At 73.6% G+C, this 26,817-nt stretch carries 24 protein-coding genes; 13 read left to right on the forward strand and 11 right to left on the reverse strand.

The annotated features are described in order from the left end of the window. Nucleotide 1 precedes the first annotated feature (1 nt). From C6W10_RS23325 to C6W10_RS23345, 5 genes are all read left to right on the forward strand, one after another. On the forward strand, nucleotides 2-982 hold the full coding sequence (locus C6W10_RS23325) for an aldo/keto reductase (protein WP_107260512.1): 981 nt from the start codon (nucleotides 2-4) through the stop codon (nucleotides 980-982). A gap of 230 nt (nucleotides 983-1,212) precedes the next feature. Then, nucleotides 1,213-2,103, forward strand: coding sequence for an oxidoreductase (locus C6W10_RS23330; RefSeq protein ID WP_107260514.1), 891 nt, complete (start codon nucleotides 1,213-1,215; stop codon nucleotides 2,101-2,103). A 297-nt stretch (nucleotides 2,104-2,400) separates the two neighbouring features. Beyond that, a complete protein-coding gene (locus tag C6W10_RS23335) occupies nucleotides 2,401-4,335 on the forward strand; it encodes a hypothetical protein (RefSeq protein WP_159104723.1) in 1,935 nt (644 codons plus the stop codon). A gap of 103 nt (nucleotides 4,336-4,438) precedes the next feature. Next, a complete protein-coding gene (locus C6W10_RS23340; protein ID WP_107264215.1) occupies nucleotides 4,439-5,260 on the forward strand; it encodes a TIGR02452 family protein in 822 nt (273 codons plus the stop codon). Nucleotides 5,261-5,379: 119 nt separating this feature from the next. Next, nucleotides 5,380-6,291 carry a GNAT family N-acetyltransferase gene (locus C6W10_RS23345; protein WP_107260518.1) on the forward strand — a complete coding sequence of 304 codons (912 nt, stop codon included), beginning with the start codon at nucleotides 5,380-5,382 and terminating at the stop codon, nucleotides 6,289-6,291. Between the two features lie 15 nt (nucleotides 6,292-6,306). Here C6W10_RS23345 and C6W10_RS23350 read toward each other — a convergent pair whose 3' ends face one another. Next, entirely contained in the window at nucleotides 6,307-7,344 is a 1,038-nt protein-coding gene (locus C6W10_RS23350) for an aldo/keto reductase family protein (protein ID WP_107260520.1), read from the reverse strand. 88 nt (nucleotides 7,345-7,432) lie between these two features. Between C6W10_RS23350 and C6W10_RS23355 the strand changes: the two genes are divergently transcribed. Beyond that, on the forward strand, nucleotides 7,433-8,080 hold the full coding sequence (locus C6W10_RS23355) for a CatB-related O-acetyltransferase (protein ID WP_107264216.1): 648 nt from the start codon (nucleotides 7,433-7,435) through the stop codon (nucleotides 8,078-8,080). A gap of 9 nt (nucleotides 8,081-8,089) precedes the next feature. On the opposite strand, the gene C6W10_RS23360 is transcribed toward C6W10_RS23355, so the two are convergent. After that, a complete protein-coding gene (locus C6W10_RS23360) occupies nucleotides 8,090-8,458 on the reverse strand; it encodes a DUF3499 domain-containing protein (RefSeq protein WP_107260521.1) in 369 nt (122 codons plus the stop codon). Between the two features lie 182 nt (nucleotides 8,459-8,640). Between C6W10_RS23360 and C6W10_RS23365 the strand changes: the two genes are divergently transcribed. Beyond that, complete coding sequence (locus tag C6W10_RS23365) at nucleotides 8,641-9,090, forward strand: metallopeptidase family protein (RefSeq protein WP_107264217.1); 450 nt, start codon at nucleotides 8,641-8,643, stop codon at nucleotides 9,088-9,090. Between the two features lie 33 nt (nucleotides 9,091-9,123). On the opposite strand, the gene C6W10_RS23370 is transcribed toward C6W10_RS23365, so the two are convergent. From C6W10_RS23370 to C6W10_RS38065, 3 genes are all read right to left on the reverse strand, one after another. Further along, on the reverse strand, nucleotides 9,124-9,381 hold the full coding sequence (locus C6W10_RS23370) for a WhiB family transcriptional regulator (RefSeq protein ID WP_101367926.1): 258 nt from the start codon (nucleotides 9,379-9,381) through the stop codon (nucleotides 9,124-9,126). 337 nt (nucleotides 9,382-9,718) lie between these two features. Next, nucleotides 9,719-12,295, reverse strand: coding sequence for a bifunctional FO biosynthesis protein CofGH (locus C6W10_RS23375; RefSeq protein WP_107260523.1), 2,577 nt, complete (start codon nucleotides 12,293-12,295; stop codon nucleotides 9,719-9,721). A 134-nt stretch (nucleotides 12,296-12,429) separates the two neighbouring features. After that, nucleotides 12,430-13,512 (reverse strand): resistance to Congo red protein, encoded by a 1,083-nt coding sequence (locus C6W10_RS38065; RefSeq protein ID WP_199853733.1) that lies wholly within the window; start codon nucleotides 13,510-13,512, stop codon nucleotides 12,430-12,432. Between the two features lie 100 nt (nucleotides 13,513-13,612). Between C6W10_RS38065 and cofD the strand changes: the two genes are divergently transcribed. Next, entirely contained in the window at nucleotides 13,613-14,575 is a 963-nt protein-coding gene (cofD, locus tag C6W10_RS23385) for a 2-phospho-L-lactate transferase (RefSeq protein WP_107260525.1), read from the forward strand. A gap of 37 nt (nucleotides 14,576-14,612) precedes the next feature. Then, on the forward strand, nucleotides 14,613-15,782 hold the full coding sequence (locus tag C6W10_RS23390) for a coenzyme F420-0:L-glutamate ligase (protein WP_107260527.1): 1,170 nt from the start codon (nucleotides 14,613-14,615) through the stop codon (nucleotides 15,780-15,782). Nucleotides 15,783-15,801: 19 nt separating this feature from the next. On the opposite strand, the gene C6W10_RS23395 is transcribed toward C6W10_RS23390, so the two are convergent. Further along, nucleotides 15,802-16,821, reverse strand: coding sequence for a helix-turn-helix transcriptional regulator (locus C6W10_RS23395; RefSeq protein WP_107260529.1), 1,020 nt, complete (start codon nucleotides 16,819-16,821; stop codon nucleotides 15,802-15,804). A gap of 310 nt (nucleotides 16,822-17,131) precedes the next feature. After that, a complete protein-coding gene (locus C6W10_RS23400; protein ID WP_107260531.1) occupies nucleotides 17,132-18,208 on the reverse strand; it encodes a hypothetical protein in 1,077 nt (358 codons plus the stop codon). 37 nt (nucleotides 18,209-18,245) lie between these two features. Here C6W10_RS23400 and C6W10_RS23405 point away from each other — a divergent pair, with 37 nt between their 5' ends. Beyond that, nucleotides 18,246-18,848 carry an NUDIX hydrolase gene (locus tag C6W10_RS23405; RefSeq protein WP_234361393.1) on the forward strand — a complete coding sequence of 201 codons (603 nt, stop codon included), beginning with the start codon at nucleotides 18,246-18,248 and terminating at the stop codon, nucleotides 18,846-18,848. Here the strand turns inward: C6W10_RS23405 and C6W10_RS23410 are convergent. Next, nucleotides 18,839-19,945 carry a mannose-1-phosphate guanylyltransferase gene (locus tag C6W10_RS23410; RefSeq protein WP_107260533.1) on the reverse strand — a complete coding sequence of 369 codons (1,107 nt, stop codon included), beginning with the start codon at nucleotides 19,943-19,945 and terminating at the stop codon, nucleotides 18,839-18,841. The two genes, C6W10_RS23405 and C6W10_RS23410, sit on opposite strands and share 10 nt — an antisense overlap. A 78-nt stretch (nucleotides 19,946-20,023) precedes the next feature. After that, a complete protein-coding gene (locus tag C6W10_RS23415; protein ID WP_107260535.1) occupies nucleotides 20,024-21,169 on the reverse strand; it encodes a glycosyltransferase family 1 protein in 1,146 nt (381 codons plus the stop codon). 238 nt (nucleotides 21,170-21,407) lie between these two features. Here C6W10_RS23415 and C6W10_RS23420 point away from each other — a divergent pair, with 238 nt between their 5' ends. Further along, complete coding sequence (locus C6W10_RS23420; protein ID WP_107264219.1) at nucleotides 21,408-22,118, forward strand: TIGR03089 family protein; 711 nt, start codon at nucleotides 21,408-21,410, stop codon at nucleotides 22,116-22,118. Here the strand turns inward: C6W10_RS23420 and C6W10_RS23425 are convergent. Then, nucleotides 22,099-24,135, reverse strand: coding sequence for an acetoacetate--CoA ligase (locus C6W10_RS23425; protein WP_107260537.1), 2,037 nt, complete (start codon nucleotides 24,133-24,135; stop codon nucleotides 22,099-22,101). The genes C6W10_RS23420 and C6W10_RS23425 overlap by 20 nt on opposite strands. 172 nt (nucleotides 24,136-24,307) lie before the next feature. After that, the gene (locus C6W10_RS23430; RefSeq protein WP_107264220.1) at nucleotides 24,308-24,844 is read right to left on the reverse strand and encodes an acyl-CoA thioesterase; all 537 of its coding nucleotides are present in this window, start codon (nucleotides 24,842-24,844) and stop codon (nucleotides 24,308-24,310) included. Nucleotides 24,845-25,000: 156 nt separating this feature from the next. Between C6W10_RS23430 and C6W10_RS23435 the strand changes: the two genes are divergently transcribed. Next, a complete protein-coding gene (locus tag C6W10_RS23435) occupies nucleotides 25,001-25,663 on the forward strand; it encodes a hypothetical protein (protein WP_107260539.1) in 663 nt (220 codons plus the stop codon). A gap of 109 nt (nucleotides 25,664-25,772) precedes the next feature. After that, on the forward strand, nucleotides 25,773-26,768 hold the full coding sequence (locus tag C6W10_RS23440; RefSeq protein WP_107260541.1) for a hypothetical protein: 996 nt from the start codon (nucleotides 25,773-25,775) through the stop codon (nucleotides 26,766-26,768). The last annotated feature ends 49 nt before the right edge of the window (nucleotides 26,769-26,817 follow it).

Here is a 26,817-nt window from a genome sequence, read left to right on the forward strand (position 1 = left end):
CATGGAATACACCCACCTCGGCCGGACCGGCCTGACCGTCAGCCGGGTCTGCCTCGGCACGATGAACTTCGGCTGGCAGCTCGACGAGGAGCAGAGCCACCTCGTCCTGGACCGGGCGTACGACGAGGGGATCAACTTCGTCGACACCGCCGACATGTACGGCCGGGAGGACGGCGACGGCCTCACCGAGCGGTTCATCGGGCGGTGGTTCGGCCAGACCGGCCGGCGGGACCGGATCGTCCTCGCCACCAAGGTCTACGCCCCGATGAGCGACTGGCCCAACGACGGCGGTCTCTCCGCCCGGCACATCGTCGCCGCCTGCGACGCCTCGCTGCGCCGGCTCGGCACCGACTGGATCGATCTCTACCAGATGCACCACGTGCAGCGGGAGACGCCGTGGGAGGAGATCTGGCAGGCGATGGAGACCCTGGTGATGCAGGGCAAGATCCGGTACGTCGGCTCGTCCAACTTCGCCGGCTGGCACCTGGCCCGGGCCCAGGCCGCCGCCGACCGGCGCCACTTCCTCGGCCTCGTCTCCGAGCAGTGCAAGTACAACCTGCTCACCCGGTTCGTGGAGTTGGAGGTGGTGCCGGCGGCGATCGACCTCGGCATCGGGATCCTGCCCTACTCCCCGCTGCACTTCGGCGCGCTCTCCGGAGCGATCCGCAAGATCCGGGACGGGGTTCCCGGCCGGAGCGTGCTGCACGCCGCCGAGCGGGTGGAGCCGCACCGGGCGGCCCTGACCGGGTACGAGAAGCTCTGCGCCGAGCTGGGCGAGGAGCCGGCCACCGTCGCGCTGGCCTGGCTGCTGTCCCGTCCCGGCGTCACCGCGCCGATCGTCGGCCCCAGGTCGGCCGACCAGCTCGACCTGGCGGTGCGCGCGGTGCGGACCACGCTCGACCCCGGCACCCTGACCCGACTCGACGAGCTGTTTCCACCGGTCGGCTCCGGCGGGCCGGGTCCGGAGGCGTGGGCCTGGTGAACCGGCGACGGCCGAGGCGTGCGGCTCCGGACCACCGGCGGGGGACGCACTCCGGGCGACCGGCGACGCGGGGCGCCGGTCGCCCGGGAAGCCCGGCCGGGTGGGCGGGTCAGCCGGACGGGTGGCGGCGGGCGGCTTTCCGGCCCCTGCGGCGGCGGGCGTAGCAGAGTCGAGCACGGAGGAGCCGACCCGGTCCCACCCGACGACCCGCGCCGAAGGGAATCGAGAGCATGGCCAAGACGTGGCTGATCACCGGGAGTTCCCGGGGCCTGGGCCGGGCGCTCAGCCAGGAGGTGCTGGACCGGGGTGACAACCTGCTCGCCACCGCCCGGCAGCCCGAGCAGCTCGACGACTTCGTCAGCCGGTACGGCGACCAGGTGCGGCCGTACGCCCTCGACGTCACCGACCCGGAGGCCGCCCGGGCGGCGGTACGGACCGCCGTGGAGACCTTCGGCGGCCTGGACGTGGTGGCCAACAACGCCGGGTACGCCAACAGCGCGCCGATCGAGGAGATGGCCGAGGAGGACTTCCGGGCACAGGTCGAGACGAACCTCTTCGGCGTCGTCAACGTCACCCGGGCGGCCCTGCCGGTGCTGCGGGCGCGCCGCTCCGGGCACTTCCTCCAGTTCTCCTCCGTCGGCGGACGGGTCGGCGGGACGCCGGGGCTCGGCGCCTACCAGGCCGCCAAGTTCGCCGTGGAGGGCTTCTCCGAGGTGCTCTACAACGAGGTCAGGCCCTTCGGCATCCGGGTCACCATCGTCGAGCCCGGCGCCTTCCGTACCGACTGGGGCGGTGCGTCGATGCGGATGGCCGAGGTGGGCGAGGACTACCAGCAGACCGTCGGGCGGCTGCACGCGCTGCGCCGCGACATGGACGGTCAGCAGGCCGGCGACCCGGAACGGGCCGCCCGGGTGATCGCCGACCTCGTCGGGCTCGCCGTACCGCCGCTGCGGCTGCTGCTCGGCTCCGACGCGCTGCGGCTGGCCGAGGAGTCGGCCCGGTTCCGCTCCCGGGAGGCCACCGCCTGGGCCGACGTCAGCCGGAGCACCGACTACGACAGCAGCACCGACTTCGCGAAGACGCCGGTCGCGGCGATGCTCGCACCGCGCAGCCCGAACTGATCCGGGAGGCGCTGCCGCCGTACCCGGCGGGGCTGGTGATCGCGGCCAGGGTCGGCCCGCTCCGGGACGCCACCGGCATGCGTCCGGCGAGGCGACCGCCGACCTGCGCCTCGGCGCCGAGGACCTCGCCGAGCTGACCCGGGAGGACGGCGCCGGCCGGGACTCCGCCGAGTAGCCCCGCGCCGGGTCGGCAGAAACTGATGCCGACGGATGGCCTGACATCCACAGGGGACGTACGCTCGGACGACGCAAGTTCCACGACGAGCGTCGACCCCTCGGACGGCGGAAGGTCACCGAATGAGAACCAGACGCACCATCGCCGTGGCGGCCGCCACGGCGGTGCTCACCGTGCTGTCGCTGTCGCTGGCACCGGCGAGCCAGGCCGCGACGGCCCGCTACCCGCACCTCGACCCGGGCGGCCAGCCACGGCTGACCGAACGGGTACCGGTCAACGTGGTCTTCGTCGGCTACGAGCCGGACCAGGTGCCCCGCTCGGCGTACCAGGCGGAACTGCCGCGCGGCTACGAACCGGTGGTCCGGTCCCGGCTGATGTACGACGTCCGGGAGAAGCTGGGCCTGCACTACACGTACGACTACCGGATCAGCTACGCCGACCGGCGGTACGAGGACCGGTTCTTCGGCGAGCTGAAGCGGCTGGCCCGGCCGGCCCCGTTGACCGCGCTCCAGTCGGAGTACAACGCGCAGCAGCGCAACGTCCTCGACATCACCGGCAACCACCACATCGACGCGCCGAGCGTCGAGCGGTGGCTGGCCAAACATCCCCCGTCCGGAGTGGACACCCGACGGAACACCGTCTTCCTGATCAACTGGTACGGGCGGTCCGACTTCCGGTTCCACGTCTACACCAAGACCAACGAGCCGGACCCGGACACCGGATACAACTTCGGCGTCGAACGGGACAGCCGCAAGATCATCGCCTGGGGCGGTACCACGGCGCGGGACGAGGAGGACGGGCTCGGCTCCACCCGTCGGGTCTGGTTCCACGACCTGTCGGCCGGCCCGGAGTCCTGGACCTCCAACTGGAACGTCGACGAGCGGGACCTCGACGGCAACGGCGTCGAGGACTACCGGATGCCGCCGACCTGGGAGTACACCGCCGGTGGCTACCGGGCACCCGACAGGCTCGCCGGTGACCTCGGCCTGATCACCCGGTACGTCGCACTGAACCTGCTCTTCACCAGCTCGCCGCTCTACCCGGCGGAGCTGCCCACGGCGCAGCCGCCGCGCTCGATCAACCTGGACAGCAACGTCTACGAGGGCTGGCCGGGCGTGGACGCCTCGAAGACCTACGTCAAGCCGGACCTGCTCCTCGCCGAGCTGCGCGAGCTGCGCTGGCGCAACAGGCTCGACTACGACAGCCAGGACCTCCCGTTCACCGGTGAGGCCGAGCGCTGCTACCGGCTGGCGGTCGAGGAGGACGTCTCCTGCTATCCGGAGACCGGCTTCCCCGGCTTCGCCAACTTCTATCTCCAGAACCGCAAGGAGCTGGCCCGTACCCAGGACGACCAGGGCCGGGTCGACTACGAGCTGCCGATGTTCAGCTACGCGGTACCGGAGGGCACCATCACCCCGGCCCTCGGCTTCGCCGACGACAACTACGTCGACGGCACCCAGACGTACGTCTTCGGGTTCATCTCGCCGGAGATCGTGGAGTCCGGGTACGGGCTGACCACCACACTCATCCACGAGGTGGGTCACCATCTCGGGATGAGCCACCCGCACGACGGGTACGACAGCGCGTCCGGAGTGGACTACGGTCCGGCCGACGAGTTCTATTTCGTCGGCGCGGGCGACCAGACCAACTCGATGATGAGCTACATCGACCTCAACTGGGACTTCAGCCAGTTCGACCACGACAACAGCGACCGGTTCCTGACGGCGGCGTACAACGAGGCGGCCAACCGGCTCGCCGCGGACGTCCTCGACTCGCCCCGCGCGCACCGGGCCCGGGACGAGTTGGCGGCGGCGGACCGGCTGCTCGGCCGGGCCAAGGCGGCGCTGGCCGGCCACGAGTACGCCGCCGCGCACGCCTACGCCGACCAGGCGTACGGCGAGGTGGTCGACGGCGCCCGGCAGGCGGGCGTGCCGACCGACCGGGTCGCGGCGCAGATGACGGCGGAGGCGAAGGCCGCCCGGACCAGCGTCGAGGCGGACCACCCGCACGAGTTCATCGACAGTCTCGACCCGGAGGGGCCGCGCGCCCAGCCCTGACCGACCGGCGGGGGTACGGCGGGCGGGTCTGCCCGCCGTGCCCCCGGTTCCGGCCCGGCGAAACCCGGTCGTGACGGCGTCGACGATCGAGCAGGATGGCAGGGTGAGCAGGCGGCTGAGGGCGATCGCCCAGGAGACGGTGGCGGCGCTGGACCGGGGGTCCTACCGGACCGGCCAGGGCGGGCAGGTGGCCATCGCCGCCGAGGTGGCCCGGGCGGTGGCCGGCACCCGGTTGCTGCTGCCCGACGCACCGCTGCGCACGCCGGAGCCGCTGCCCGAGCCGCCCGCGATCGAGGTGACCGGGGAGTCCAGCCTGGCGGCGTGCCGCCGGCTCGACGGCGACCGGGCCTGCCTGGTCTTCGCCTCGGCCCGCAATCCCGGCGGCGGCTTCCTCAACGGCGCCCAGGCCCAGGAGGAGAGCATCGCCCGCGCCTCGGCGCTCTACCCGTGTCTCCGGGCCGCCTGGGACTTCTACCTCGCGCACCGGGCCGACCCGGACCTCGGCTACAGCGACCGGGTCGTCTACTCGCCGCAGGTACCCGTGTTCCGGGACGACGCGGGCGTCCCGCTGGCGGCGCCGTACCCGGTCTCGTTCCTGACCTCGGCGGCGCCCAACCTCTCCGCGATGCGCCGCAACCAGCCCGACCGGGTCGCCGACGTCCCGACCCTGCTGCGCCGACGCGCCGCCCGGATACTCGCGGTCGCCGCCGGTCACGGGCACCGGCAGCTCGTCCTCGGCGCCTGGGGTTGCGGCGTCTTCGGCAACGACCCGGCGACCGTGGCGACGGCCTTCGCCGAGGCGCTGCGGGAGAGCCCGTGGTTCGAGCGGGTGGTCTTCGCCGTACTCGACCGGGGGCGCGGCGAGCCGACCCGAACCGCGTTCCGGCGGGTCTTCGCCCGGACCGGTGTCGGCGAGTCCACCTAGGATTCCGGTGTGCCCGAGACCGACGGCTACGCCGGCCCAAGCTTGATATCCTGGTCGGCGTACCGCACCGGTGGCGGAGTCTCCCAGTTCGCGTCGTGTCCACGCGTGGAGGTCCGCAGATGTCGTCCATTTCGGTGCGCCGGTTCGCCCGCTCCGACCGGGAACAGGTGACCACCCTGGTCAACGCGCACATCGGTGCCGTACTCCCCAACGTCTCCGTCTCGGTGCAGGGACTGCTCAGCCAACTCGAACGCGAGCCCGGCGAGTTCGTCGTCGACCCCTGGGTGGCCGAGCGGGTGGCGCTGGTCGCCGAGCAGCGGGGCCGGATCGTGGCGGCGGCGCTGCTGCTGCGCTACCGGCGCGACGAGGACGTGGCACGCCGGTACCGGGGGGCCGGTGAGATCCGCTGGCTGGTCTGTTGGCCGGAGGCGCCGTACCGGCCGGACGCCTCGGAGGCCGGCGACCTGCTCGCCGCCGCCTGCCTCGCCCAGCTCGCCCGCTGGAACGCCAGCCCCCGGTACGCCGACGGCGCCCTGCCGGCACCCGGCGTCTACGGCGTACCCGAGCAGTGGCCGCACGTCGCCGCGATCTACCGGCGGGCCGGTTTCCGCGCCGAGGGGCGTACCGAGATCGTGCTGGTGGCCGACGTCGCCGACCTGCTGCGCCCCGGTCCCCCGCCACTGCCGGGGCTGGCCTCGCGCCGGACCGTCGGCGGCAACGGCACCCGCATCTCGGCGGTACGCGACGAGGCCGTGCTCGGCTTCGTCGAGGTGGACACCAACCTGGACACCGGCGCCCGGATGTCCCGGCTCGGCGGCTGGGCGGACGTCGGGGAGCTGTGGGTCGCCGAGTCGCACCGGCGGCAGGGGGTGGGCGGCTGGTTGCTCGGCCAGGCCGCCGCGTGGCTCCGGCTGGGCGAGGTGACCCGGCTGCTCGACTACGCCGACGCCGGCCAGGGCGACTACCTCGCCTTCCTGGCCGCCGCCGGCTTCAGCACGGTGACCCGGACGATCCGCGAACTCGTCTGCTGACCGCCCGCGCCCCGGTCATCCGATGGCGGGTGCCGGGGCGGCCCAGTCGGGCTTGACCGCCATCATCTGGGCGGTCTTGCCGGCGTCGGTCTCGACCAGGTCGCCCAGTGTCTCGTCGATCCGGCGCATCAGGGTGTCGTCGAGGCGTACCCCGGCCGCCGCCGCGTTCTCGGTGACCTGCTCCGGCCGGGACGCTCCGATCAGGGCGGTGCTGACGGCGGGACGCCGCAGGGTCCAGGCGATCGCGAGCTGCGCCATCGACAGGCCGGCCTCGTCGGCGATCGGGCGCAGTTGCTGGACCTGGCGGAGCAGCCGGTCACCGAGTACCCGGCGGATGAAGGTGGGCGCCCGGCCACCGCTGGCCGCCCGGGAGCCCTCCGGCGGTTCCTGGCCGGGCCGGTACTTGCCGGTCAGCACCCCCTGGGCGAGCGGCTGGAAGGCGATCTGGCCGATCCCCGCCGCCTCGCAGAGCGGCACCACCTCGGGCTCGATCACCCGCCAGAGCATGTTGTACTGCGGCTGGTTGGCGACGATCCGGTTGCGCAGCCCGAGTCGGTCGGCGATCTCCAGGGCGGCTCGGATCTGCGCCGCCGTCCACTCGGAGACGCCGAGATAGCGCACCTTGCCCTGCCGGACCAGGTCGTCGAAGGCGAGCAGCGTCTCCGCCAGCGGCGTCCGGTCGTCGAAGCGGTGCGCCTGGTAGAGGTCGACGTAGTCGGTGCCGAGCCGGCGCAGCGAGGCGTGGCAGGACTCGAAGACGTGCTTGCGGGACAGACCCCGGTCGTTGGGGCCGTCTCCGGTGGGCAGGCAGACCTTGGTCGCGATCTCCACCGATTCGCGGCGTACCCCGCGCAGTGCCTCGCCGAGCAGTTCCTCGGCGGCGCCCCGGGCGTAGACGTCGGCGGTGTCGAAGGTGGTGATCCCGGCGTCCAGCGCGGCCCGTACGCAGCTCAGCGCCGCCTCCCTCGCCACCAGCTCGCCGTGGGTGAGCCAGTTGCCGTAGGTGATCTCGCTGACCAGCAGGCCGCTGCGGCCCAGATGACGGTGCTCCATGGCGGCTCAGCCTATCGACGGACCCGAAATGGTACTGGCGGCGGCACCGGCTTGCGATCATGGGTACGTCACCGAGGAGGCGATCGTGATGCCCGGAATTCCGGCCGACCCGGACGTGCTGCACCCGATGCCCGGGCAGCCCCGGGTGGTGCTGCTGAAACCGCTGGTCACCTCCCCGTTGATCGAGGTCGGGGAGTTCTCGTACTACGACGACCCGGATGATCCGACCGCCTTCGAGACCCGCAACGTGCTGTACCACTACGGCCCGGAGCGGCTGGTCATCGGGAGGTTCTGCGCGTTGGGCGAGGGCGTCCGGTTCCTGATGAACGGCGCCAACCACCGGATGGACGGTCCGTCGACCTTCCCGTTCCCGATCATGGGCGGTTCCTGGGCGGAGCATTTCGACCTGATCACCGGGCTGCCGGGCCGGGGTGACACCGTGGTCGGCCACGACGTCTGGTTGGGCTACCGGGCGACGGTGATGCCGGGGGTACGGATCGGCAGTGGCGCGGTCGTCGCCGCCGGTTCGGTGGTCGTCGACGACGTACCCGACTACGGCATCGTCGGCGGCAACCCGGCACGGCTGATCCGGCGCCGGTACGGCGACGAGGACGTCAGCCGGCTGCTGGAGCTGGCCTGGTGGGACTGGCCGCTGGAACACCTCACCGCGCACGTCCGCACGATCATGGCCGGCAGCGTCGCCGACCTGGCGGCGGTGGCACCCGGGGCCCGGTAGGGCGGCCGGTCAGTGGCTGGGCGGGATGACCCGGAGGTGACCGCGCCGGCCGGTCTGCTGACCGTGGTGCTGGTCGCTCTCGATCTCGTCCGGGCGGGGCGGCGCCGGCCGGGCCGCCTCCCGGACCGCCTCGGCGAGCGCCACCAGGTCGTCGGTGGTCGGCGGGGGCGGCTCGAACTCCCCCTCGTGCCGGACCACGTCCCAGCCCCGGGGGGCGGTCAGGCTCCGGGCGTGCGGCTCGCAGAGGTCGTAGGTGTGCGGCTCGGCGAAGGCCGCCAGCGGGCCCACCACGGCTGTGGACTCGTTGTAGACATAGGTCAGCGTGGCTACGGCCTGTCGGGGGCAGCCGTTGCGGGAGCAACGCCGTGGTGACCTCACGGCGGCACGGTATCTCCATTACCGGCTCCGCCACCACGCTTGGGCATGCGACACGCCGGTAGCGGTGATCACATTCCGGGCGTCCCGCTCCGACACGGCCGAATCCCCGAGCCGATCTTGAACGGACCAGGTCTACCCTGTCGTCGTGGGCGGCTGTCCACGAGGAGTGAAGCGGGGTGCAGATGTCCAGTCCGGAGAACCGCCGGCCGGGTTCCGGGCGCCGGTCGCGCCGGGACCGGCACGGGCGCGGGCTGCGTGGCCGACTCGTTCCGGCCACCGTCCCGCTGGCCCGGACCAAATCGGAGATCTTCGACGACCTGGTCCTGGACACCGTGGAGACCCTGGAGCGGCGGTTCGCCAAGGAACTGGCCGGGGTCGAGTTCGCGGTCGAGGACGTACCGCCGGACCTCAACGTCTACGACTCGGACGTACTCGAGGACGGCGAGGTCCCGCTGGCCCGGCTGCTGCCCGGGCGCCCGGGGCGCCAGGAGGTGCCACCCCGGATCGTGCTCTACCGTCGCCCCCTGGAGTTCCGCGCGATCGACCGCGAGGACCTCGCCGACCTGGTGCACGATGTGATCATCGAGCAGGTCGCGAACCTGCTCGGCGTCGATCCCGACGAGCTGGCCTGACCCGGGCGGCCCCCACCACCCGGGCGCGGCCGCTCAGGCGACGCGACGCTTCAACTTGCGCCGTTCGCGTTCGGACAACCCGCCCCAGATCCCGAACCGTTCGTCGTGCCCGAGTGCGTATTCCAGACACTCGGCCTTGACCTCACACCGGGAGCAGATCCGCTTCGCCTCGCGGGTCGAGCCGCCCTTCTCGGGAAAAAACGCTTCCGGATCGGTCTGCGAGCAGAGCGCCCGCTCTTGCCACTCCGGAGCATTTCCGAGCAGGTCGGCCACCTCGAGTCGGCCGTCCATCCAGTTGCCTCCTTATCGCGCACCGGCGCGGCAGCCGGCGCAACCCCCCACGCGGAAGGCGTGTTTGTCCGCCCGGTAGCGATTTGATGCGCTCCGTACGAACGACCCCACTGAAATTACACGTGTGTTATACGTGCGTCGTCAAGCCGAACCTGCTAGGTGGAGTCACCCCTACCGCGTGCCCGGACGACTCGTGGAGTCATCGGGTCTCGCAACACCTGCCCTATCGATTCAGACCCGGTGCGGGTAACGCCCGCCCGGCGAGTTGCGTCGGATATCCGGCGTGGCGAGCCCGGCGCGCCCTGTCGAAGGCATTCGGTGGCGGCGCCGACGACGGTCAGCCGGCGTACCCGTAGACGGTCGTCCGGGGGCGGGCCCGCCGGCCGGCGGCGGCCGCGATCCGCACCAGCTGGGCCACCGTACGCGCCGAGCCGTGGTCCGAGCCGGCCATCCGGGAGATCGTCTCCTCCATCAGCGTGCCGCCGAGATCGTTGCAGCCGCTCCGGAGCAGTTCGGCGGTGCCGGAGTCGCCGAGCTTGACCCAGGAGCACTGGATGTTGTCGATCCGGCCGTGCAGCAGCAACCGGGCCATGGCGTGCACCACCCGATTTTCCCGCCAGGTGGGACCGGGCCGGGCGATGCCGGCGAGGTAGATCGGCGCGTTGGTGTGCACGAAGGGCAGTGCGACGAACTCGGTGAAGCCACCGGTCCGGTCCTGCAAACCGGCCAGTACCCGGAAGTGGCCCAGCCACTGCCGGGGGTGGTCGACGTGGCCGTACATCATCGTGGAGCTGGACCGGATGCCCAGCTCGTGCGCGGTGCCGACCACCTCGACCCAGGTGGCGGCCGGCAGTTTGCCCTTGGTGAGCACCCAGCGCACCTCGTCGTCGAGGATCTCGGCGGCGGTACCCGGGATGGTGTCCAGCCCCGCGTCGCGCAGCTCGGTCAGCCACTCCCGGATCGACACGCCGGCCTTGGCCGCCCCGGTGACGATCTCCATCGGCGAGTACGCGTGCACGTGCATGCCCGGCACCCGGGCCTTGATCGCCCGCACCAGGTCGGCGTACGCGGTGACCGGCAGCTTGGGATCGATGCCGCCCTGCATGCAGACCTCGGTGGCGCCCCCCGCCCACGCCTGCTCGGCCCGGTCGGCGACCTGCTCCACCGAGAGCCGGTACGCGTCGGCGTCCCGCTCCCGCTGCGCGAAGGCGCAGAACCGGCAGCCCACGTAGCAGACGTTGGAAAAGTTGATGTTGCGGTTGACCACGTAGGTCACGTCGTCGCCGACGGCGTCCCGGCGCACCTCGTCGGCGATCCGGCACAGCTCGTCCAAGGCCGGCCCGTCGGCGGCGAAGAGGGCCAGCGCCGCCGCCTCGTGCCGGGGCTCCAGCAGCGCGGCCGGGTCGTCGGCGGCGAGCCGCAGCCCGGCCCGCAGGTCGGGATCGGCCGCCAGCCCCGGCCCCGAAGCGGCGGAGGAGCCACCGGAGGCGGAGGCGGTAGCCGGAGTGCCGGCGGTGGTGTCCGGGGCGGGCGTCGGGACCCGGGCGCCCACCTCCGCCCAGTCGCCGTAGACGGAGTCGAAGTCGCCGCGCCGGTCGGCGCTCCGGCCGGTGGTGTCGATGGTGGCGTGCAGGTCGGTGCGGCCGCCCGGCACGAAGGCGTCGTCCGGCTCCTGCCAGGGACGGCCGACCGGCCGGGCCGACTCGACCGCCAGCCCGGTCGCCGGATCGGCGAGCGCGGCGACGTGCGCGGCGAGCCGGGGATCGAGCCACGGGTCGGCCCGCCGGACGTACTCGGGGTAGACCGTCAACCGCTCCCGCAGGGTGAACCCGGCGGCTGCGGTACGCGCCGCCAGCTCGTCCAGGTGCGGCCAGGGGCGCTCCGGGTTGACGTGGTCCGGGGTCACCGGCGACACGCCGCCCCAGTCGTCGATGCCGGCCCGCAGCAGCAGGTCGTACTCCCCCTCGATCAGGTTCGGCGGCGCCTGGATCCGGGCGCCCGGCCCGAGCAGGATCCGGGCCACCGCCACGGTGGCGGCCAGCTCGTGCAGCTCGGCGTCGGGCATCCCGCGCATCGCGGTGTCCGGCTTGGCCCGGAAGTTCTGCACGATGACTTCCTGGATGTGCCCGTACTCCCGGGCACTGCGCCGGATGGCGAAGATCGAGTCGACCCGCTCGGCGGGCGTCTCGCCGATCCCGATCAGGATGCCGGTGGTGAAGGGCACGGCGACCCGCCCGGCGTCGGCCAGCACCCGCAGCCGGACCGCCGGCTCCTTGTCCGGCGAGCCGTAGTGCGGTCCGCCCGGCTCGGACCAGAGCCGGGTGGCGGTGGTCTCCAGCATCATCCCCATGCTCGGCGCCACCGGCTTGAGCCGTTGCAGCTCGGCCCAGGAGAGCACGCCCGGGTTGAGGTGCGGCAGCAGGCCGGTCTCCTCCAGTACCGCGATGGCGCAGGCCCGGAGGTAGTCCAGTGTCGAGTCGAAGCCCCGCTCGGTCAGCCACTGCCGGGCCTGCGGCCAGCGCTGCTCGGGCCGGTCGCCGAGGGTGAAGAGCGCCTCCTTGCAGCCCTGCGCGGCACCGGCCGCCGCGATCGCCAGCACCTCGTCCCGCTCCAGGAAGGCGGCGGGCAGCCGGTGCGGCACGGTCGCGAAGGTGCAGTAGTGGCAGCGGTCCTGGCAGAGCCGGGTCAGCGGGACGAAGACCTTCTTGGAGAAGGTGACCACGCCCGGCCGGCCGGCGTCGACCAGTCCGGCGTCCCGGATCCGACCGGCGGTCGCCAGCAGTTCGTCGAGGAACTCGCCGCGCGCGGCGAGCAGCACGGTCGCCTCGTCCGGGTCCAGCGCCCGGCCGTCGGCCGCCCGACGCAGCGCCCGGCGCAGGCTCGCGACGGTCGGTTGATCAGTCCCATCAGCCACTCGTGCAGCCTAGGCGCAACATCGGCGGCTCCGCGGTCGCCGGCCCCACAGCCGACGGCGGAACCGGCGTGGGTCCGGTCACAGCCCGGGGCGACCCGGTGCGCGCGGGCACCGGATCGCCGTCGCGGTCGGCCTCAGCGGGGCTGCGTCGGGTCGTCGTCCCGATCCGACGGCGGTGGCTGGGCACCGGCCGACGGCTGCTGGCTGGCCGGGTTGATCCGCTGGGTACGGTCGGCGACCGGCGGCCGCTGCGGGATCACCTGGGTCCGCCCGGTCTCCTCCTCGTCCGGCTCGGACGGGCTCGTGCCGGACGGGCTCGGGGCGGCCGACGGCGCGGACGGCTCGGCGCGCTGCGCCGGGGGCGCCGAGGCCGGGGGCGCGGAGGCGGGTGCCGGCGGAGCGGAGGCCGGTGCCGGCGGGGCAGACGAAGGCGCGGGCGGAGCGGACGACGGCGCGGGCGGGGCGGAGGAGGGCGGGGCGTACCCGGGCTGGCCGTAGCCGGCGGGCGGGGCGTAGTCGGTCGGCTGGCCGTAGACCGTCGGCTGGCCGTAGACGTGCGGCTCGGGCTGCCCGGCAGCCGGCGGGTAGCCCTGGTACGGCACCCCCGGCTGGCCGTACCCGGTCGGCTGGCCGTAGCCGGTCGGTTGCCCGTAGCCGGTCGGCTGGCCGTAACCGCCGGGCTGGCCGTACGGCTGGGGCTGGCCGTAGAGGCCGGGCTGCGGCTTCGGCTTCGACACGTGGAAGAGCGCCCGCCACACCCGGAAGACCAGGAAGGCCACCACGAGCAGGATCACGTACGCCCCGACGAAGACCAGCGTCCGGGTGAAAGCCTGCCGGAACTGTGTCTCGGCCAGCAGGCCGAAGATCCCGGCGAGCAGGGTGATCCCGCCGAACAGCACCGAGACGGCGTACTCGACGAGCGCCACCAGGGTGATCACCCGGGCCTGCCCGACCACCGGCTGGACGTGGGTGGCGAGCAGCACCGCGAGCACCGGCAGCGCGACCTGCTCCAGGCCGACGAACGCGTAGAAGGAGCTCAGCGAGCGGTCACCGAAGTCGGAGTTCTCCCAGCCGCCGAAGAACAGCTCGATCAGTCCACTGAACAGGAAGAAGGCGTTCGCCCCGAGGAGCACCAGCGCGATCAGTTCGCGCAGCGGCTTGGTCACTGAACTGGCCTGCGGCGCGTCGCTCGGCGCGGGCCCGGGCTGGCTGGTCAACTCTCCCCCTGAAAGGCGGTGACGGACTCCTGCGTCGCCTGAGCCTAGTCTGCCGGCCCGCCCGCCGCCTGTCCCGAACCGATGGGCGAGGATGGCAGGCATGCGCATCGTGGTGTTGACCGGCGGCATCGGCGGGGCCCGCTTCCTGACCGGCGTCCGCGCGTACGCCCGTGAGGTGGGCGCCGAGGTGACCGCCGTGGTCAACGTCGGCGACGACGTCGTCCTGCACGGCCTGCGGATCTGCCCCGACCTGGACAGCGTGATGTACACCCTCGGCGGCGGGGCGGACCGGGAACGGGGCTGGGGCCGGGCCGGCGAGACCTGGACCGTCAGGGAGGAACTCGCCGCCTACGGCGCGGAGCCGACCTGGTTCGGCCTCGGCGACCGGGACGTGGCGACCCACCTGGTCCGGACCACCATGCTGAACGCCGGCTACCCCCTCTCGGCGGTCACCGAGGCGCTCTGCGCCCGCTGGCGGCCCGGGGTACGCCTGCTGCCCGCCACCGACGACCGCCTGGAGACCCACGTCGTGGTGGAGGACCCCGACGGGGAGACCCCGGGCGCCCAGCGGGCGATCCACTTCCAGGAGTGGTGGGTACGCCACCGGGGCGAACTGCCCACCTCCCGCTTCGTCTTCGTCGGCGCGGAGGCGGCCAAGCCGGCGGCCGGGGTGCTCGACGCGCTGGCCGGAGCCGACGTGGTGCTGCTCGCCCCGAGCAACCCGGTGGTGAGCATCGCGCCGGTGCTCGCCGTACCCGAACTGCGGGACGCGCTGGTCGCCGGCTCCGCGCCGGTGATCGGGGTGTCACCGATCATCGGCGGCGCCCCGGTACGCGGGATGGCGGACCGCTGCCTGGCGGTGCTCGGCGTGCCCTGCACGGCGGCCGGGGTGGGTGGCCTCTACGGTGCCCGGTCGGCCGGTGGCATCCTGGACGCCTGGCTGGTGGACGGCACCGACGCCGGGACCGAGGTCGAGGGGGTGACCGTGCGGGCGGCACCGCTGTGGATGACCGACGAGGCGGCGACCGCGACGATGGTCCGGACCGCCCTGGAACTGGCCTGAGCGGTGTCGCGGAGGTCGCGGAAGTCGTGGAGCTGGGATGAGACTTGAGGTGCTGCCGGTGCTCGGCATCGGCGACGTCACCGAGGGCGACGACCTGTCGGCGCTGATCGCGACCGCCGCCCCCTGGCTGCGCGACGGCGACGTGCTGGTGGTGACCAGCAAGATCGTCTCCAAGGCGGAGGGTCGGCTGGTGGACGTACCGGTCGACGGGCCGGAGCGGGAGGCGGCCCGGGCCGAGGTGCTGGCCGGCGAGACCGCCCGCCCGGTGGCCCGGCGCGGTTCGACCCGGATCGTGCAGACCCACCACGGCTTCGTGATGGCCTCGGCCGGGATCGACGCCTCCAACGTGGACCGGTCCCGGCTGGTCCTGCTGCCGAAGGATCCGGACGCCTCCGCCCGGGCGCTGCGGGCCGCGATCCGCGAGCGGCACGGCGCCGACGTGGCGGTGATCATCTCGGACACCATGGGCCGGCCGTGGCGCAACGGCCTGACCGACGTGGCGCTCGGGGTCGCCGGGATGCCGGCGGTCCGCGACCACCGGGGCGAGGTCGACCCGTACGGCAACAAGCTCAACATCACCCAGATGGCCGTGGTCGACGAGTTGGCCGGCGCGGGCGAGCTGGTCAAGGGGAAGTGTGACCAGGTGCCCGTGGCGGTGGTCCGGGGCTATCTCGGTGCCGCCGGTCAGGACGACGGGCCCGGCGCGGCGGCGCTGGTCCGGGACGCCGAGCACGACCTCTTCGCCCTCGGCACCGCCGAGGCGCGGGCCGAGGGGCTGCGTGCCGCCGCCACCCTGGCCGAGGCGACGGCCGGCGGGCCGGTTCCGTCCGTGCCGCCGACGGTGCTGGACGGCACCGACGCCGGGCCGGACCGCGCGGCGGTGGACCGGGCGCTGCGCACGGTGGCCGGGGTGGTGGCGCCCGGCACGGTCTGGACGCTGGTCACCGACGAGCGACGGGTACGCGACCGGCTCGGCGGGACGGCTCCGCCCCGGGTACCCGGGACCGTCGCGCTGCTCGACTGCGCGCCCCCCGGACCGGCCGGTACCGACCCGGGTGTGCTGATCCGGTTCGGCGCCGACCTGCACCGGTTGCGGGCCGCGCTGGCCGCCGAGGGTCTCGGCTCCGCCGTACTGCCGGCCCCCGCCGGCCAGGTCGGGGCGACCCTGCTGGTCGGCGCCGCGCCGGACCCCGCCGTCGGACGCTGACCGCGCCGGCCCGGACCACTCAGCCGGTCAGGATGGCCCGGCCCAGCGGGGTCAGGCTGTGCAGCACGGTGTTGCGGTCGCGGTGGCTGACCAGCAGCCCGGCGTTGCGCAGCACGCTGGTGTGCTGGCTCGCGGCCGCCGCCGAGATGTTCAGCCGGCGGGCCACCTCGCCGGTCGAGCAGCCGTCGCCGACCACCTCCAGCACCCGGGCCCGGGTCTTCCCGATCAGCGCGGCCAGCGCCGCCCGGCTCTCCTCCCCGCCGGTCGCCGGCACCGGACCGGCACCGGCGCCCGGTGCCGGCGTCAGCCCGCCCAACCGGTCGACCGGATAGACCAGTACCGGCGGCAGCTCGGGGTCGAGCAGGGTCACCGGGATGCGGGCGCAGAAGAACGACGGCACCAGCAGCAGGCCGCGCCCGTCGAGGTGCAGTTCCCGGTCGGCGGGATAGTCCGGCACCTCCAGTACCCCGGAATTCCAGCGCATCGCCGGGCGGAGGCTGGCCAGCAGCCCCTCGGTGCCGCCGTCGAGCAGGGCCCGGGCCCGCCGCGCCCGGTCCGCCTCCACGGCCGCCTGGATCCGGTCCCAGTACGGCTCGATCGCGGTCGCCTGGTAGAGCCGCATCGAGTCGGTCAGATGCTCCAGCACCTCGACGTCGCCCCGGGCGAGCGCGCTGGCGGATCCGGGCAGCGGCAGCGGACTCTCCCCGGCCAGTACGGTCAGGTCCCGCTCCAGCGCGTTGACCGGCGTGGAGCGTACGGCGTCCAGCCCCGCCGCCAGGCCGTACATGCTGTGGTAGGGGGTGAGGAAGTCGGGGAAGTAGCCACGCGGCGGGTTGAGGGCGAGCAGCAGCCGCAACTGGCCCGGCACGGTGTCCCGGCGGAGCCCGCCGGAGACGCCCCGCCGCCAGCCCGCCATCATCGGATCCCGGCTGCGCCCCTGCAACAGGTGCAGGCTGAGGACCAGCTCCCAGACCTGGTCCGCGGCAGGGGCGACCCGGGTCCGGGCGATGTCCTCGCTGGAGAAGTAGATCCGCAGCATGGCACGCACTCCCCGAATCGCCGGATGGGGTTTGCCCGGCAACCAGTTCGCACTCTACCGGGTGCCATCTATCAGCGTCTTTCAGCGTGAACTGAAAGACCTCGACGGCCGGCGGAGCCAACGGGCATGCTCACTAGGCCGATATCGGGGTCACTGGCGTCCTGGACGCCGGGTGGCCCTGCGGCATGCCGGGGGCAGGGGAGGAACGCGGCACCCGGACGGTTGCCACGAGGGTTCGCGGACGGCTGTCCGCGGAGGACATCGTCCGGGTTGTCGCTTTCCAGGCCGCTCCCGCGCCGCCCGCCGGGGCTCAGTCCTGCCGGCCCTGTGCGATCAGCAGCGCGACCCGGTGGTCCTCGTCGGTCACGTAATAGCGGGCACCGTCCAGTTCGGCCAGCCCCTCGACGTTGTGCAGCGGGGCGAGGTCGGCGACCAACTCACCGGCGACCCTGGACTCGTCGGCCACCGTGGGCCCCGCCGGCTCGGCCGGCCAGCGGAACCGCACGTGCCGGCTGGTCACGTCGCCGCCGGTCGGATGGTCGTCGAGCAGCACCGAGCGCTTGTCGAGCGCGTCGATCGAGCCGACCACCGCGTCGTACCCGCCGTCGTCCCGGGCGGACAGCGCCCGGAAGCCGGTCAGCTCGCCGGGCCGGGTCACCCCGGTCAACGCGTACGCGCCGACGACCCGGGGCCAGCTCCGCCGGTCGAACATCCCGGCCACGTCCGCCAGCTCCACGAAGACCGGCTCGCCCCGCCCGGTCACCGGAAACCGCAGGCCGAGCAGGACGGTACCGGTCGGGGTGAAGGCCGCCGCCTCCACGTTGACCGGCAGGTCGTCCTCGGTGAGCCGGTCGACCCAGCTCTTCGCCCGGGCGGTGCCCCGGGCCCGGGTCGCGGCGATGAAGAGGTGCCGGACCCGCTCGCCGGCCGGCAGTACGCCGATCCCGGCGGCCAGCAGGGCGTCGTTCACCGCCCGGTGCAGCCGGAACTGGTTGCGTACCACGTGCAGCCGGGGCAGCGGGGCGACCGCCTCGACCTCGCGGAACCGGGCCACGAAGGCGCGGCGGGGGCGCAACGGCCCACGCTTCGAGCCGAAGTGCGAGCCGAAGACGTAGACCCAGCCGTCGTACCGGGCCAGCGCCTCCCCGTCCTCGGTCCGGCCGTTCTCGGCACCGGCGTCCATCGGCACGTGCACGGTCAGCCAGCCACCGTCGTACCGCTCGACCAGCAGGGCCAGGCACGCCTCGACCGGCCCCTCGTCGAGTACGGTCCAGAACCCCCGCCGGGCGCCGTACGCGGCGAGCACCTCGGGCGCGCGTACCGGCAGCAGGTCGCTCGCCTCGTTGCCGGCGACCGCCAGTTCGACCGTACGCGGAGGGCACGTCATACCGATCATGCTACGAGCCCGGCACTAGGGTGGCGCTGTGCCCGATGCCCTCTACGCCGACGCGTCAGCCCTGCTCACCGGCTGGCAGCCGCCCACCGCCGAGGCGGCGGACGCCCTGGCCCGGACCCTGCGCCTGCTCGACGAGGGCGGCCCGGCGGCGCTGACCCGGGGACACCGGGCCGGCCACGTCACCGCCAGCGCCCTGGTGCTGGACGCCACCGGCAGCCGGGTGCTGCTCTGCCTGCACGGCCGGTTCCGCCGCTGGGTGCAGCTCGGCGGGCACTGCGAGCCCGGCGACCGGACGCTGGCCGGTGCGGCGCTGCGGGAGGCGACCGAGGAGTCCGGGATCGCCGGGCTGTGGCTCGACCCGACCCCGATCGACCTGGACATCCACCCGGTCGCCTGCCAGGGCGGCTCGCTGCACCACGACGTACGCTTCGCCGCGGTCGCCCCGGCCGGCGCGGTCGAACGGGTCAGCGCCGAGTCGGTGGAACTCGGCTGGTTTCCGCCGGACGCGCTCCCCGAGCCGCTGGCCGGCGCCACCGCCCAACTGGTGGCACCGGCGCTCGCGGTCTTCGCGCGGCACCACCCGCGCCCGGCACCCGACCCGGCCGTTGAGGCCACCCGCACCTACAGGTAGGGGTGCGCCTCCTCCGCCTCCAGCGCGGCGACGATCTCCTTGACCTCCTGGGCGCGGGAGCGGTCACAGACGAAGAGCGCGTCCGGCATGTCGACGACCACGGTGTCCTGGACCCCGAGGGTCACCACCAGCCGGTCGGACTGGGTCACCACGACCGTCCGCGCGGTGTCCCGGAGCACGACCCGGCCGGCCGGGGGCGTGCCGTCGGGTCCCTCCCGGAGCACCACGTTGCTGGCGTCGTCGCCGGTCAGCGCCTCGCCGAGGGTGTGGAAGTCGCCGACGTCGTTCCAGCGGAAGTCGGCCGGCACGGTGGCGACCAGGCCACGCTCCGCCGCCCCCTCCATCACCGCGAAGTCCACCGAGATCTTGGTCAGCTCCGGCCAGACCCGGTCCAGCACCGCCGCCTGCTCCGGGGTGCCCCAGGCCGCGGCGATCTCGGTCAGCCCGGCGTGCAGCTCCGGCCGCTGCCGGGCCAGCTCGCCGAGGAAGACGTCGACCCGCCAGACGAACATCGAGGCGTTCCAGTAGAAGCGGCCGGACTCGACGTACTTGACCGCGAGGTCGTACTCCGGCTTCTCCTTGAACCGGACGACCTGCCGGGCCGGGCCGGCCCCGATCGGCTCGCCCGACTCCAGATAGCCGTAGCCGGTCTCCGGGTGCGTCGGCGTGATGCCGACCGCGACCATCAGCCCGTCCTGCGCGGTCGAGATCGCCGCGCCGAGCACCTCCAGGAAGCGCGTCTGGTCGCCGACCACGTGGTCGGCGGAGAAGGCGCCCATCACCGCGTCCGGATCCCGGCGCGCGATGATCGCCGCCGCCAGCCCGATCGCCGCGCAGGAGTCCCGGCGGGAGGGCTCGACCAGGACGTTCTCCTCCGGTACGTCGGGCAGTTGCCGGGCCACCGCGACCGCGTGCGCGGCACCGGTGACCACGTACGTGCTCTCGGGGCCGGCGAGGGGGCGCACCCGGCGTACGGTCGCCTGGAGCAGCGACTCGTCCGAGCCGGTCAGCGGGAGGAGGAATTTGGGGCGGCCGGCGCGCGAGAGTGGCCACAGACGGGTGCCACTGCCGCCGGCCGGGATCACGGCGTAGAACATCGCCACATCATGCCCGAGACGTCAGGCGCCAGACGCACACACCGTCTGATAACCACCGATTCCAGCCCCGAACTCCCGTCACGCCCGGGCCCGGCCCCAGGCCGCCAGGTGCACCTCGGCACTGGACTCCCAGGTGAACTCCTTGGCCCGGTCGAAGCCCGCCTTCGCCAGCGAGAGCCGCCGCGCCTCGTCGTCGAGCAGCGCGGCGAGGTCGGTCGCGATCTGCTGCGGATCCTCGCTGGTGTAGGCGACCGCGTCGCCGCCCACCTCCGGCAGCGACAGTCGCGGCGTGGTGAGCACCGGGGCGGCGCAGGCCATCGCCTCCAGGATCGGCAGCCCGAAGCCCTCGCCGTACGACGGGTAGGCGGCGACCAGCGCACCGCCGAGGAAGCCCGGCAGGTCGGCGTAGCGCAGGTAGCCGGGACGGAGCAGCCGCAGGTGTGCCGGTACGTCGGCGACGGCCCGGTCGATGTCGTCGTCGTGCCCCTGGCCACCGGCGATCACCAGGGCGGGCGGCTCCGGCCGGTCCTTGACCGCCAGCACCCAGCCCCGGATCAGGTTAGGCACGTTCTTGCGCGGCTCCTTGGCGCCGAGGAACGCCACGTAGCTGTGCCCGCCCAGGCCGAGCCGGGCGCGTACCCGGGCCTTCTCCTCGTCACTCGGCGCGTGGAACGCCGCCTGGTCGACCCCGTGGTAGGCCACGTCGATCCGGGTCGGGTCGGCGTCCAGCAGCCGGATCAGCTCGTCCCGGGTCGCCTTGCTCGGCACGATCACCCGGTCGGCCCGGCGCAGCGAGGTCTTGATCGCACTGCGGAAGAAGGTCCGGCGTGACTTGTCGTAGTGCTCCGGCTCGGTGAAGAACGTCGCGTCGTGCACGGTGACCGTGACCGGACAGCCGGCCCGAAGCGGACAGGTGTAGAACGGCGAGTGCAGCACGTGCGCGCCGACCTGCTGGGCCAGCAGCGGCAGCCCGGTCTGCTCCCAGGCCAGCCGGGCCGGCCGGTGCGCCACCGCCGCCGGTGCGGCGATCACCTCGGCCGCCGGCAGCATCCGGGAGTAGCGCTCGGCGTCGGTGCGCAGCCCGACTACGGCCAGCTCCAGACCCGGCCCGATCACCTTGCCCAGGGCGCCGAGCAGGCCGTCGACGTATCTACCAACGCCGCCCCGGTCAGCGGGGACGCTGGTGGCGTCAATGAGCACGCGGGGCGGGCGACCGGCGGTCACTGGGCGACTCCTCGGCTGGGTGTGATGTGCGGAACACTTCCTCCAAGCCTACGCCGCGCCGCCCCGGACGCGTCGACTGCGACCCGTCGGGCAACTGTCTTTCCGGTGACTCCGACGGGTACGCGACGGGGCCGTCACAGCGGGTGTGATCCGCGGCTCCCGCTCCGGTTCCGAGGACACCACGACCCGGCCCGGAGATCACCGTCACCGGCCGGCCGGGTCGGTATCGTCGCGGGCGATGACCGAGAACATTGCCGGGCTCTTCGCCGCCGCGATCGCCGCCGACCCGACCCGACCTCTGCTGACCTGGTACGACGACGCCACCGGGGACCGGACCGAACTTTCCGGGGCGACCCTGGCCAACTGGGTGGCCAAGACGGCCAACCTGCTGGTCGACTCGGCCGGGCTGGCTCCGGCCGATCCCGTCGGGGTGCTGCTGCCGCCGCACTGGCAGACCGCCGCCGTGCTGCTCGGCTGCTGGTCGGTCGGTTCGGCCGTCTCCGGTGCCCGGCCCGGCGAGTCGGACGACCCGCAGCCGGTCGACGTGCTCTTCGCCTCGGTCGACCGGGTCGGCGAGGCGACGGCCTGGCCGGCCGGTGACCGGTACGCCCTCGCGCTCGCCCCGCTCGCCGCACCGGTACGGGAACTGCCGTCCGGCTGGGCCGACTACGTGGTCGAGGTACGCGGGCACGGCGACCACTTCACGCCGTACCCGGCGGCCGGCCCGCAGGATCCGGTACTGGCCGACCTGGCGGTCCAGCGCGCCACCGAGCTGGGCATCGGGGCCGGCGACCGGGTGCTGGTCGACGCCGCCCGTTACCCCGATCCGGTGGACTGGCTGCTCGCCCCGCTGGCCGCCGGGGCCAGCACGGTGCTCTGCGGCAGTCTCGACCCGGCCCGGCTGGCCGACCGGGCGGCGGCGGAGAAGGTCACGGTTCGGTTGACGTAACGGAGGTCACACTGGGCCGGTCGGCGGTCCGCTGCCGGGCGAACCGCTCGAAGGCGCGCAGCGAGTCCGGGTTCGCCAGCGCGCCGGTGGCGGCGGCCGAGTCCACCGCCGCGCCGGTGAGGATCTTCTTCACCGGCACCTCCAGCTTCTTCGCCGAGAGCGTCCTCGGTACCGCCCCGACCTGGTGGATCTCGTCCGGCACGTGCCGGGGCGACAGCCCGGTACGCAGCTCCCGGTTGATCCGCGCGGTCAGCTCCGGACCCAGCTCCAGCCCCGGCGCGAGTACGACGAAGAGCAGCAGCTCCCCTGCCCCGCCCTCGTCGTCCTCCAGGTGTACGACCAGCGAGTCGGTCACCTCGGGCAGCCCCTCGACCACCGAGTAGAACTCGGCGGTGCCCAGCCGCACCCCGCCCCGGTTGAGGGTGGCGTCGGAGCGGCCGGTGATCACGCAACTGCCCCGCTCGGTGACGGTGATCCAGTCCCCGTGCCGCCACACCCCCGGATAGACGTCGAAGTACGCCTCCCGGTAGCGGCGCCCCTCCGGGTCGTTCCAGAACCCGACCGGCATGCTCGGCATCGGTGCTGTGATCACCAACTCGCCGAGCTGGTCGATCACCGGGTCGCCGTCGGCCGACCGCGCCTCCACCCTGGCCCCCAGGCAGCGGCAGGTGATCTCACCGGCGACGACCGGCAGCAGCGGCACGCCGCCGACGAAACCCGTGCAGACGTCGGTGCCACCGGAGATCGAGTCGAGCCGCAGGTCGGCGCCGACGGAGTCGTACACCCAGCGGAAGCCCTCGGCCGGCAGCGGCGCACCGGTCGAACCGACCCCGCGCACGGCGGAGAGGTCGAACGACTCCGCCGGGCGCAGCCCGGCCTTGCGGCAGGCCAGCAGGAACGGCGCCGAGGTGCCGAAATAGGTCGTGCCGGTCTCGGCGGCGAGCCGCCACAGCGTGCCCAGGTCGGGCTCGGCCGGCCCACCCGGCTCGGTCCGGACCGCCGGGTTGCCGTCGAAGAGCACGATCGCGGCCCCCACCGCCGGGCCGGAGACCAGGAAGTTCCACATCATCCAGCCGGTGGTGGTGAACCAGAAGAACCGGTCCCCCGGGCCGAGGTCGTGGTGCAGCGCCAGCATCTTCAGGTGTTCGAGCAGGATGCCGCCGTGCCCGTGCACGATCGGCTTCGGCAGCCCGGTGGTGCCGGAGGAATAGAGCACGTAGAGCGGATGGTCGAAGGGGACCGCCGTGAAGGCCAGCGGCTCGTCGGTCGGGGCCGCCAGCTCCGCCCAGCTCAGGGTGGCCTCCGGCGGCGCGGCGTCCGGCTCCAGATAGGGCAGCACCACCGTGTGTACGAGCGACGGCAGCTCGGCCCGGATCGTCGCCAGCTCGGCGCGGCGGTCGACGGGCCTGTCGCCGTACCGGTAGCCGTCGACGGCCACCAGCACGGTCGGGGCGATCTGCCGCCAGCGGTCGAGCACGCTGCGGGTGCCGAACTCGGGGGCGCAGGAGGAGAAGACCGCGCCGAGGCTGGCGGTGGCGAGCATCAGCACGAACGTCTCGGGGATGTTCGGGGCGTACGCCGCCACCCGGTCGCCGGGGCCGATCCCGAGGCGAACCAGTCCGGCCCGGACCCGGCGTACCTGCTCGCGCAGCTGCGCGGCGGTCAGGGTGATCGGGGCGCGGGTCTGGCTCTGCGCGATCACCACCGGCTCGTCGTCGGCCATCCCGGGCATCCGGAGCACGTGCTCGGCGTAGTTGAGGGTGGCGCCGGGAAACCAGCGGGTGCCGGGCATGGAGGTGTCGACCAGGGTCGCGGTCGGTTCGGTGTGGGCTCGCACCTCGAAGTAGTCCCAGATCGAGCGCCAGAAGCCGTCGAGGTCGGTGACCGACCAGCGCCACAGCGCGGCGTAGTCGTCGAAGTCGAGGTCCCGGTGCCGGCGCAGCCAGCGCAGGTAGTCGCCGATCCGGGACCGGTCGTCGCCGGCCGGTGGCGGCGTCCAGAGCACCTCGCCAACCATGGTCCTGCCCCTCCCTACGGCCGACACGCCGGTGTGCCGGACCCGGTCGCCATACTGCCGTACCCGACCCGCAATTCTCCGCCCGGCAGGCGGCGCCGGTACGCGTGCCCGGCGCACATGTCCGGCCCCCGGATCATGTGGGCCGGCCCGGGGTGGCCGGCGCCAGGGCGGCTCAGCCGGCGACGGAGGAGTCGCCGGCGCCCCGGTGTGCCTGGATCGCCCTGCGCCTGGCCAGCCGGTGCTCCCGGCGGATCTCCGCCTCGCGGAACCGGCGCTCGTCGGTGGGGGTTTCCGGCAGCACCGGGCGGACCGGGCGCGGGTTGCCGGCCACGTCCACCCCGACGAAGACCAGATAGGCGGTGGCGACCAGGATCGGGGCGTCCTCGGCGCTGTCCCAGCGCTCGGCGACCACCCGGACCCCGACCTCCATCGAGGTCTGCCCGGTCCAGTTGACCTGGGCGTGGGCGTGCACCAGGTCACCGACCCGGACCGGCTCGGCGAAGACGATCTCGTCGATCGCGGCGGTCACCGCCGTACCGCCGGAGTGCCGGGCCGCCGACGCTCCAGCCACGTCGTCGACGAACTTCATCAGCACGCCGCCGTGCACGGTGCCGTAGAGGTTGACGTCGACCGCCGTCATGATCCGGCTCAGCGTGACCCGGGAGTACGAGGTCGGCTTGCCGGCCGGCGACGAGAGCTGCTCGGTCATGCCCGCAACGGTACGGCGACCCGCCGTGCCGCCGCCCTCACCGGTGACGGCGGTTACCCGGGTCACCCGGTCATCCCACGGTGACAGTCAGCAAGATCGATACGAGACGCGCCCGGGCAGGCTGCCGGGCGGCCTCCGAAACGGTACGGTGCGCGGATGCGACATCTCTGGAGCTTCCTCGCCGGAGTGGTGGCGGCGCCACTGACCTGGGCCCTGATCGCGCTCGGTCAGGACGGGTCCGCCCGCACCGTCACCCGCTGGGAGGAAGTCGGTACCTTCAACACGGCCAACCTGATCCAGGGGGCCGTCTACCTCGGAGTCGCGGGCATCCTGCTCGGCCTGCTCGGCACCCTGCGACTCTCCCCGGCGGGTCCGCTCGTCGCCGGCCTGCTGCTGGCGGCACCGTACGTCGGGCTGTTCGTCGACCCCTTCACCGTGCGCGACGCGGTGCCGGCGAACTGGAAGGTGTTCGGCGACCCGCTGCCGTTGGTGCAGGTGCTGGACAACGGCACCACGTTCCTGGTCGGCCTGCTGCTGCTGATGGCCACCTTCAGCATCCAGCGCTGGCGTCGTTGGCCCGGCCCGGTCGCCGCCGCCCCGGCACCGACCCCGGCCGACGAGGAGGAGCCGACCCCGACCGACTGGTCCCTGCTGAACAACCCGCCGGAGCGCGACATCAAGCCGCCGACGCTGGGCTACCCGGAGCCGGACACGCAACCGCTGCCGCCGCTGCCGCGCCGCGACGCCGGCTCGCCGTGGTCGGCGCCGCCCCGGACCGCGACGAAGCGCGACGACGCGGCCGACAGCACGACCGGCTGACCATGCCGGGGCGGGTCGTCGGGTCGACCCGCCCCGGACCGACACGCCGAGGACCGGCGTTGCCCGGCCCGGGTACGGTGCCGGGAGGCACCCGGCTGGGGAGGTTGCAGTGCGACACCTTGGATCGCTGGTATTCGGGCTGGTCAGCGCGCCGATCATCTGGGTGTTGTCCGGGATCGGACTGGTCAGGTTCAACGGTGGGATCTCCCGGGAGCAGACCGGGGACATGATCGTCGGGTTCATCGCGATCGTGGTCGTGGCCGGGCTGCTCGCCGCGCTGCTGCTGCCCCGGTGGTCCCCGGTCGGTACGGCGGTCGCCGGCCTGCTCTTCATGGTCATGGCACTCTGGTCCATGATCGATTTCGGGTCGATGATCGACCTGCTGCCGCGCTCCTTCGTCGGCGTCGACTTCGCCCTCACCGCACCGTCCGGCGCCTTCGCCACGCTGCTGGCCGTGCTGCTCGGCGCGACCCTGCTCGTACCGCAGCGCTGGCGCTCGCCCCGCCCCGCCGCGGCCGGCTTCCCCGGCGCCGCCGGCCAGCCCGGCTTCGCGCCCCACGGGCAGCCGCCACCCGGCGCACAGTACCCGCCCGGCACCCCCACGCCAGCCGGCGGACAGTACCCGCCCGGGCAGTTCCCGCCCGGCGGACAGTTCCCGCCCGGCGGACAGTTCCCGCCCGGCGGGCCGGGGTCGCACCCGCCGAACTACGGCCCCTCGGTCGCCCCGAGCTACGCCCAGTCCGCACCGCCGAACTTCGGCCCCGCCGTACCGCCGAACTACGGTCCCGCCGGGCCGCACCACCAGACGCCCTCGGCACCGCCGTACAACGCCCCGACGGGCGCACCGCAGTACGGTCAGCCGGCCGTGCCGGGCAACCTGGGGCGCCCGCCGGGCTCACCGATCTCCGGCCCGCCGGTGCCGAGCGTGCCGCCGCTGCCGCCCACCTTCAGCCCGCTGACGCCGCCGGCCCCGGCACCCCGGTCCGGCCAGCCGGGCGACGACGAGACCACCCAGTTCGGGCGCTCGGACGAGACCACCCAGTTCACCGGCGGCCCGGACGACGACGGCATGGACGGGGCGACCCGGCGCCTCGGCGACCGCTGACCGTCCCCACGACCGCTGACGGTCCCCACGACCGCGCTGACGGTCCCCA

Source organism: Plantactinospora sp. BB1 (assembly GCF_003030385.1).
GTDB lineage: Bacteria > Actinomycetota > Actinomycetes > Mycobacteriales > Micromonosporaceae > Plantactinospora.

What these genes read in the sequence shown, in the direction of transcription:
- cofD (WP_107260525.1), top strand. Translation starts at nt 13,613, where the DNA reads ATGCGCATCGTGGTGTTGACCGGCGGCATCGGCGGGGCCCGCTTCCTG.
- C6W10_RS23355 (WP_107264216.1), top strand. Translation starts at nt 7,433, where the DNA reads ATGCCCGGAATTCCGGCCGACCCGGACGTGCTGCACCCGATGCCCGGG.
- C6W10_RS23345 (WP_107260518.1), top strand. Translation starts at nt 5,380, where the DNA reads ATGTCGTCCATTTCGGTGCGCCGGTTCGCCCGCTCCGACCGGGAACAG.
- C6W10_RS23365 (WP_107264217.1), top strand. Translation starts at nt 8,641, where the DNA reads ATGTCCAGTCCGGAGAACCGCCGGCCGGGTTCCGGGCGCCGGTCGCGC.
- C6W10_RS23370 (WP_101367926.1), bottom strand. Translation starts at nt 9,381, where the DNA reads ATGGACGGCCGACTCGAGGTGGCCGACCTGCTCGGAAATGCTCCGGAG.
- C6W10_RS23325 (WP_107260512.1), top strand. Translation starts at nt 2, where the DNA reads ATGGAATACACCCACCTCGGCCGGACCGGCCTGACCGTCAGCCGGGTC.
- C6W10_RS23420 (WP_107264219.1), top strand. Translation starts at nt 21,408, where the DNA reads ATGACCGAGAACATTGCCGGGCTCTTCGCCGCCGCGATCGCCGCCGAC.
- C6W10_RS23330 (WP_107260514.1), top strand. Translation starts at nt 1,213, where the DNA reads ATGGCCAAGACGTGGCTGATCACCGGGAGTTCCCGGGGCCTGGGCCGG.
- C6W10_RS23410 (WP_107260533.1), bottom strand. Translation starts at nt 19,945, where the DNA reads ATGTTCTACGCCGTGATCCCGGCCGGCGGCAGTGGCACCCGTCTGTGG.
- C6W10_RS23435 (WP_107260539.1), top strand. Translation starts at nt 25,001, where the DNA reads ATGCGACATCTCTGGAGCTTCCTCGCCGGAGTGGTGGCGGCGCCACTG.
- C6W10_RS23400 (WP_107260531.1), bottom strand. Translation starts at nt 18,208, where the DNA reads ATGACGTGCCCTCCGCGTACGGTCGAACTGGCGGTCGCCGGCAACGAG.
- C6W10_RS23425 (WP_107260537.1), bottom strand. Translation starts at nt 24,135, where the DNA reads ATGGTTGGCGAGGTGCTCTGGACGCCGCCACCGGCCGGCGACGACCGG.
- C6W10_RS23390 (WP_107260527.1), top strand. Translation starts at nt 14,613, where the DNA reads ATGAGACTTGAGGTGCTGCCGGTGCTCGGCATCGGCGACGTCACCGAG.
- C6W10_RS23335 (WP_159104723.1), top strand. Translation starts at nt 2,401, where the DNA reads ATGAGAACCAGACGCACCATCGCCGTGGCGGCCGCCACGGCGGTGCTC.
- C6W10_RS23430 (WP_107264220.1), bottom strand. Translation starts at nt 24,844, where the DNA reads ATGACCGAGCAGCTCTCGTCGCCGGCCGGCAAGCCGACCTCGTACTCC.
- C6W10_RS23395 (WP_107260529.1), bottom strand. Translation starts at nt 16,821, where the DNA reads ATGCTGCGGATCTACTTCTCCAGCGAGGACATCGCCCGGACCCGGGTC.
- C6W10_RS23350 (WP_107260520.1), bottom strand. Translation starts at nt 7,344, where the DNA reads ATGGAGCACCGTCATCTGGGCCGCAGCGGCCTGCTGGTCAGCGAGATC.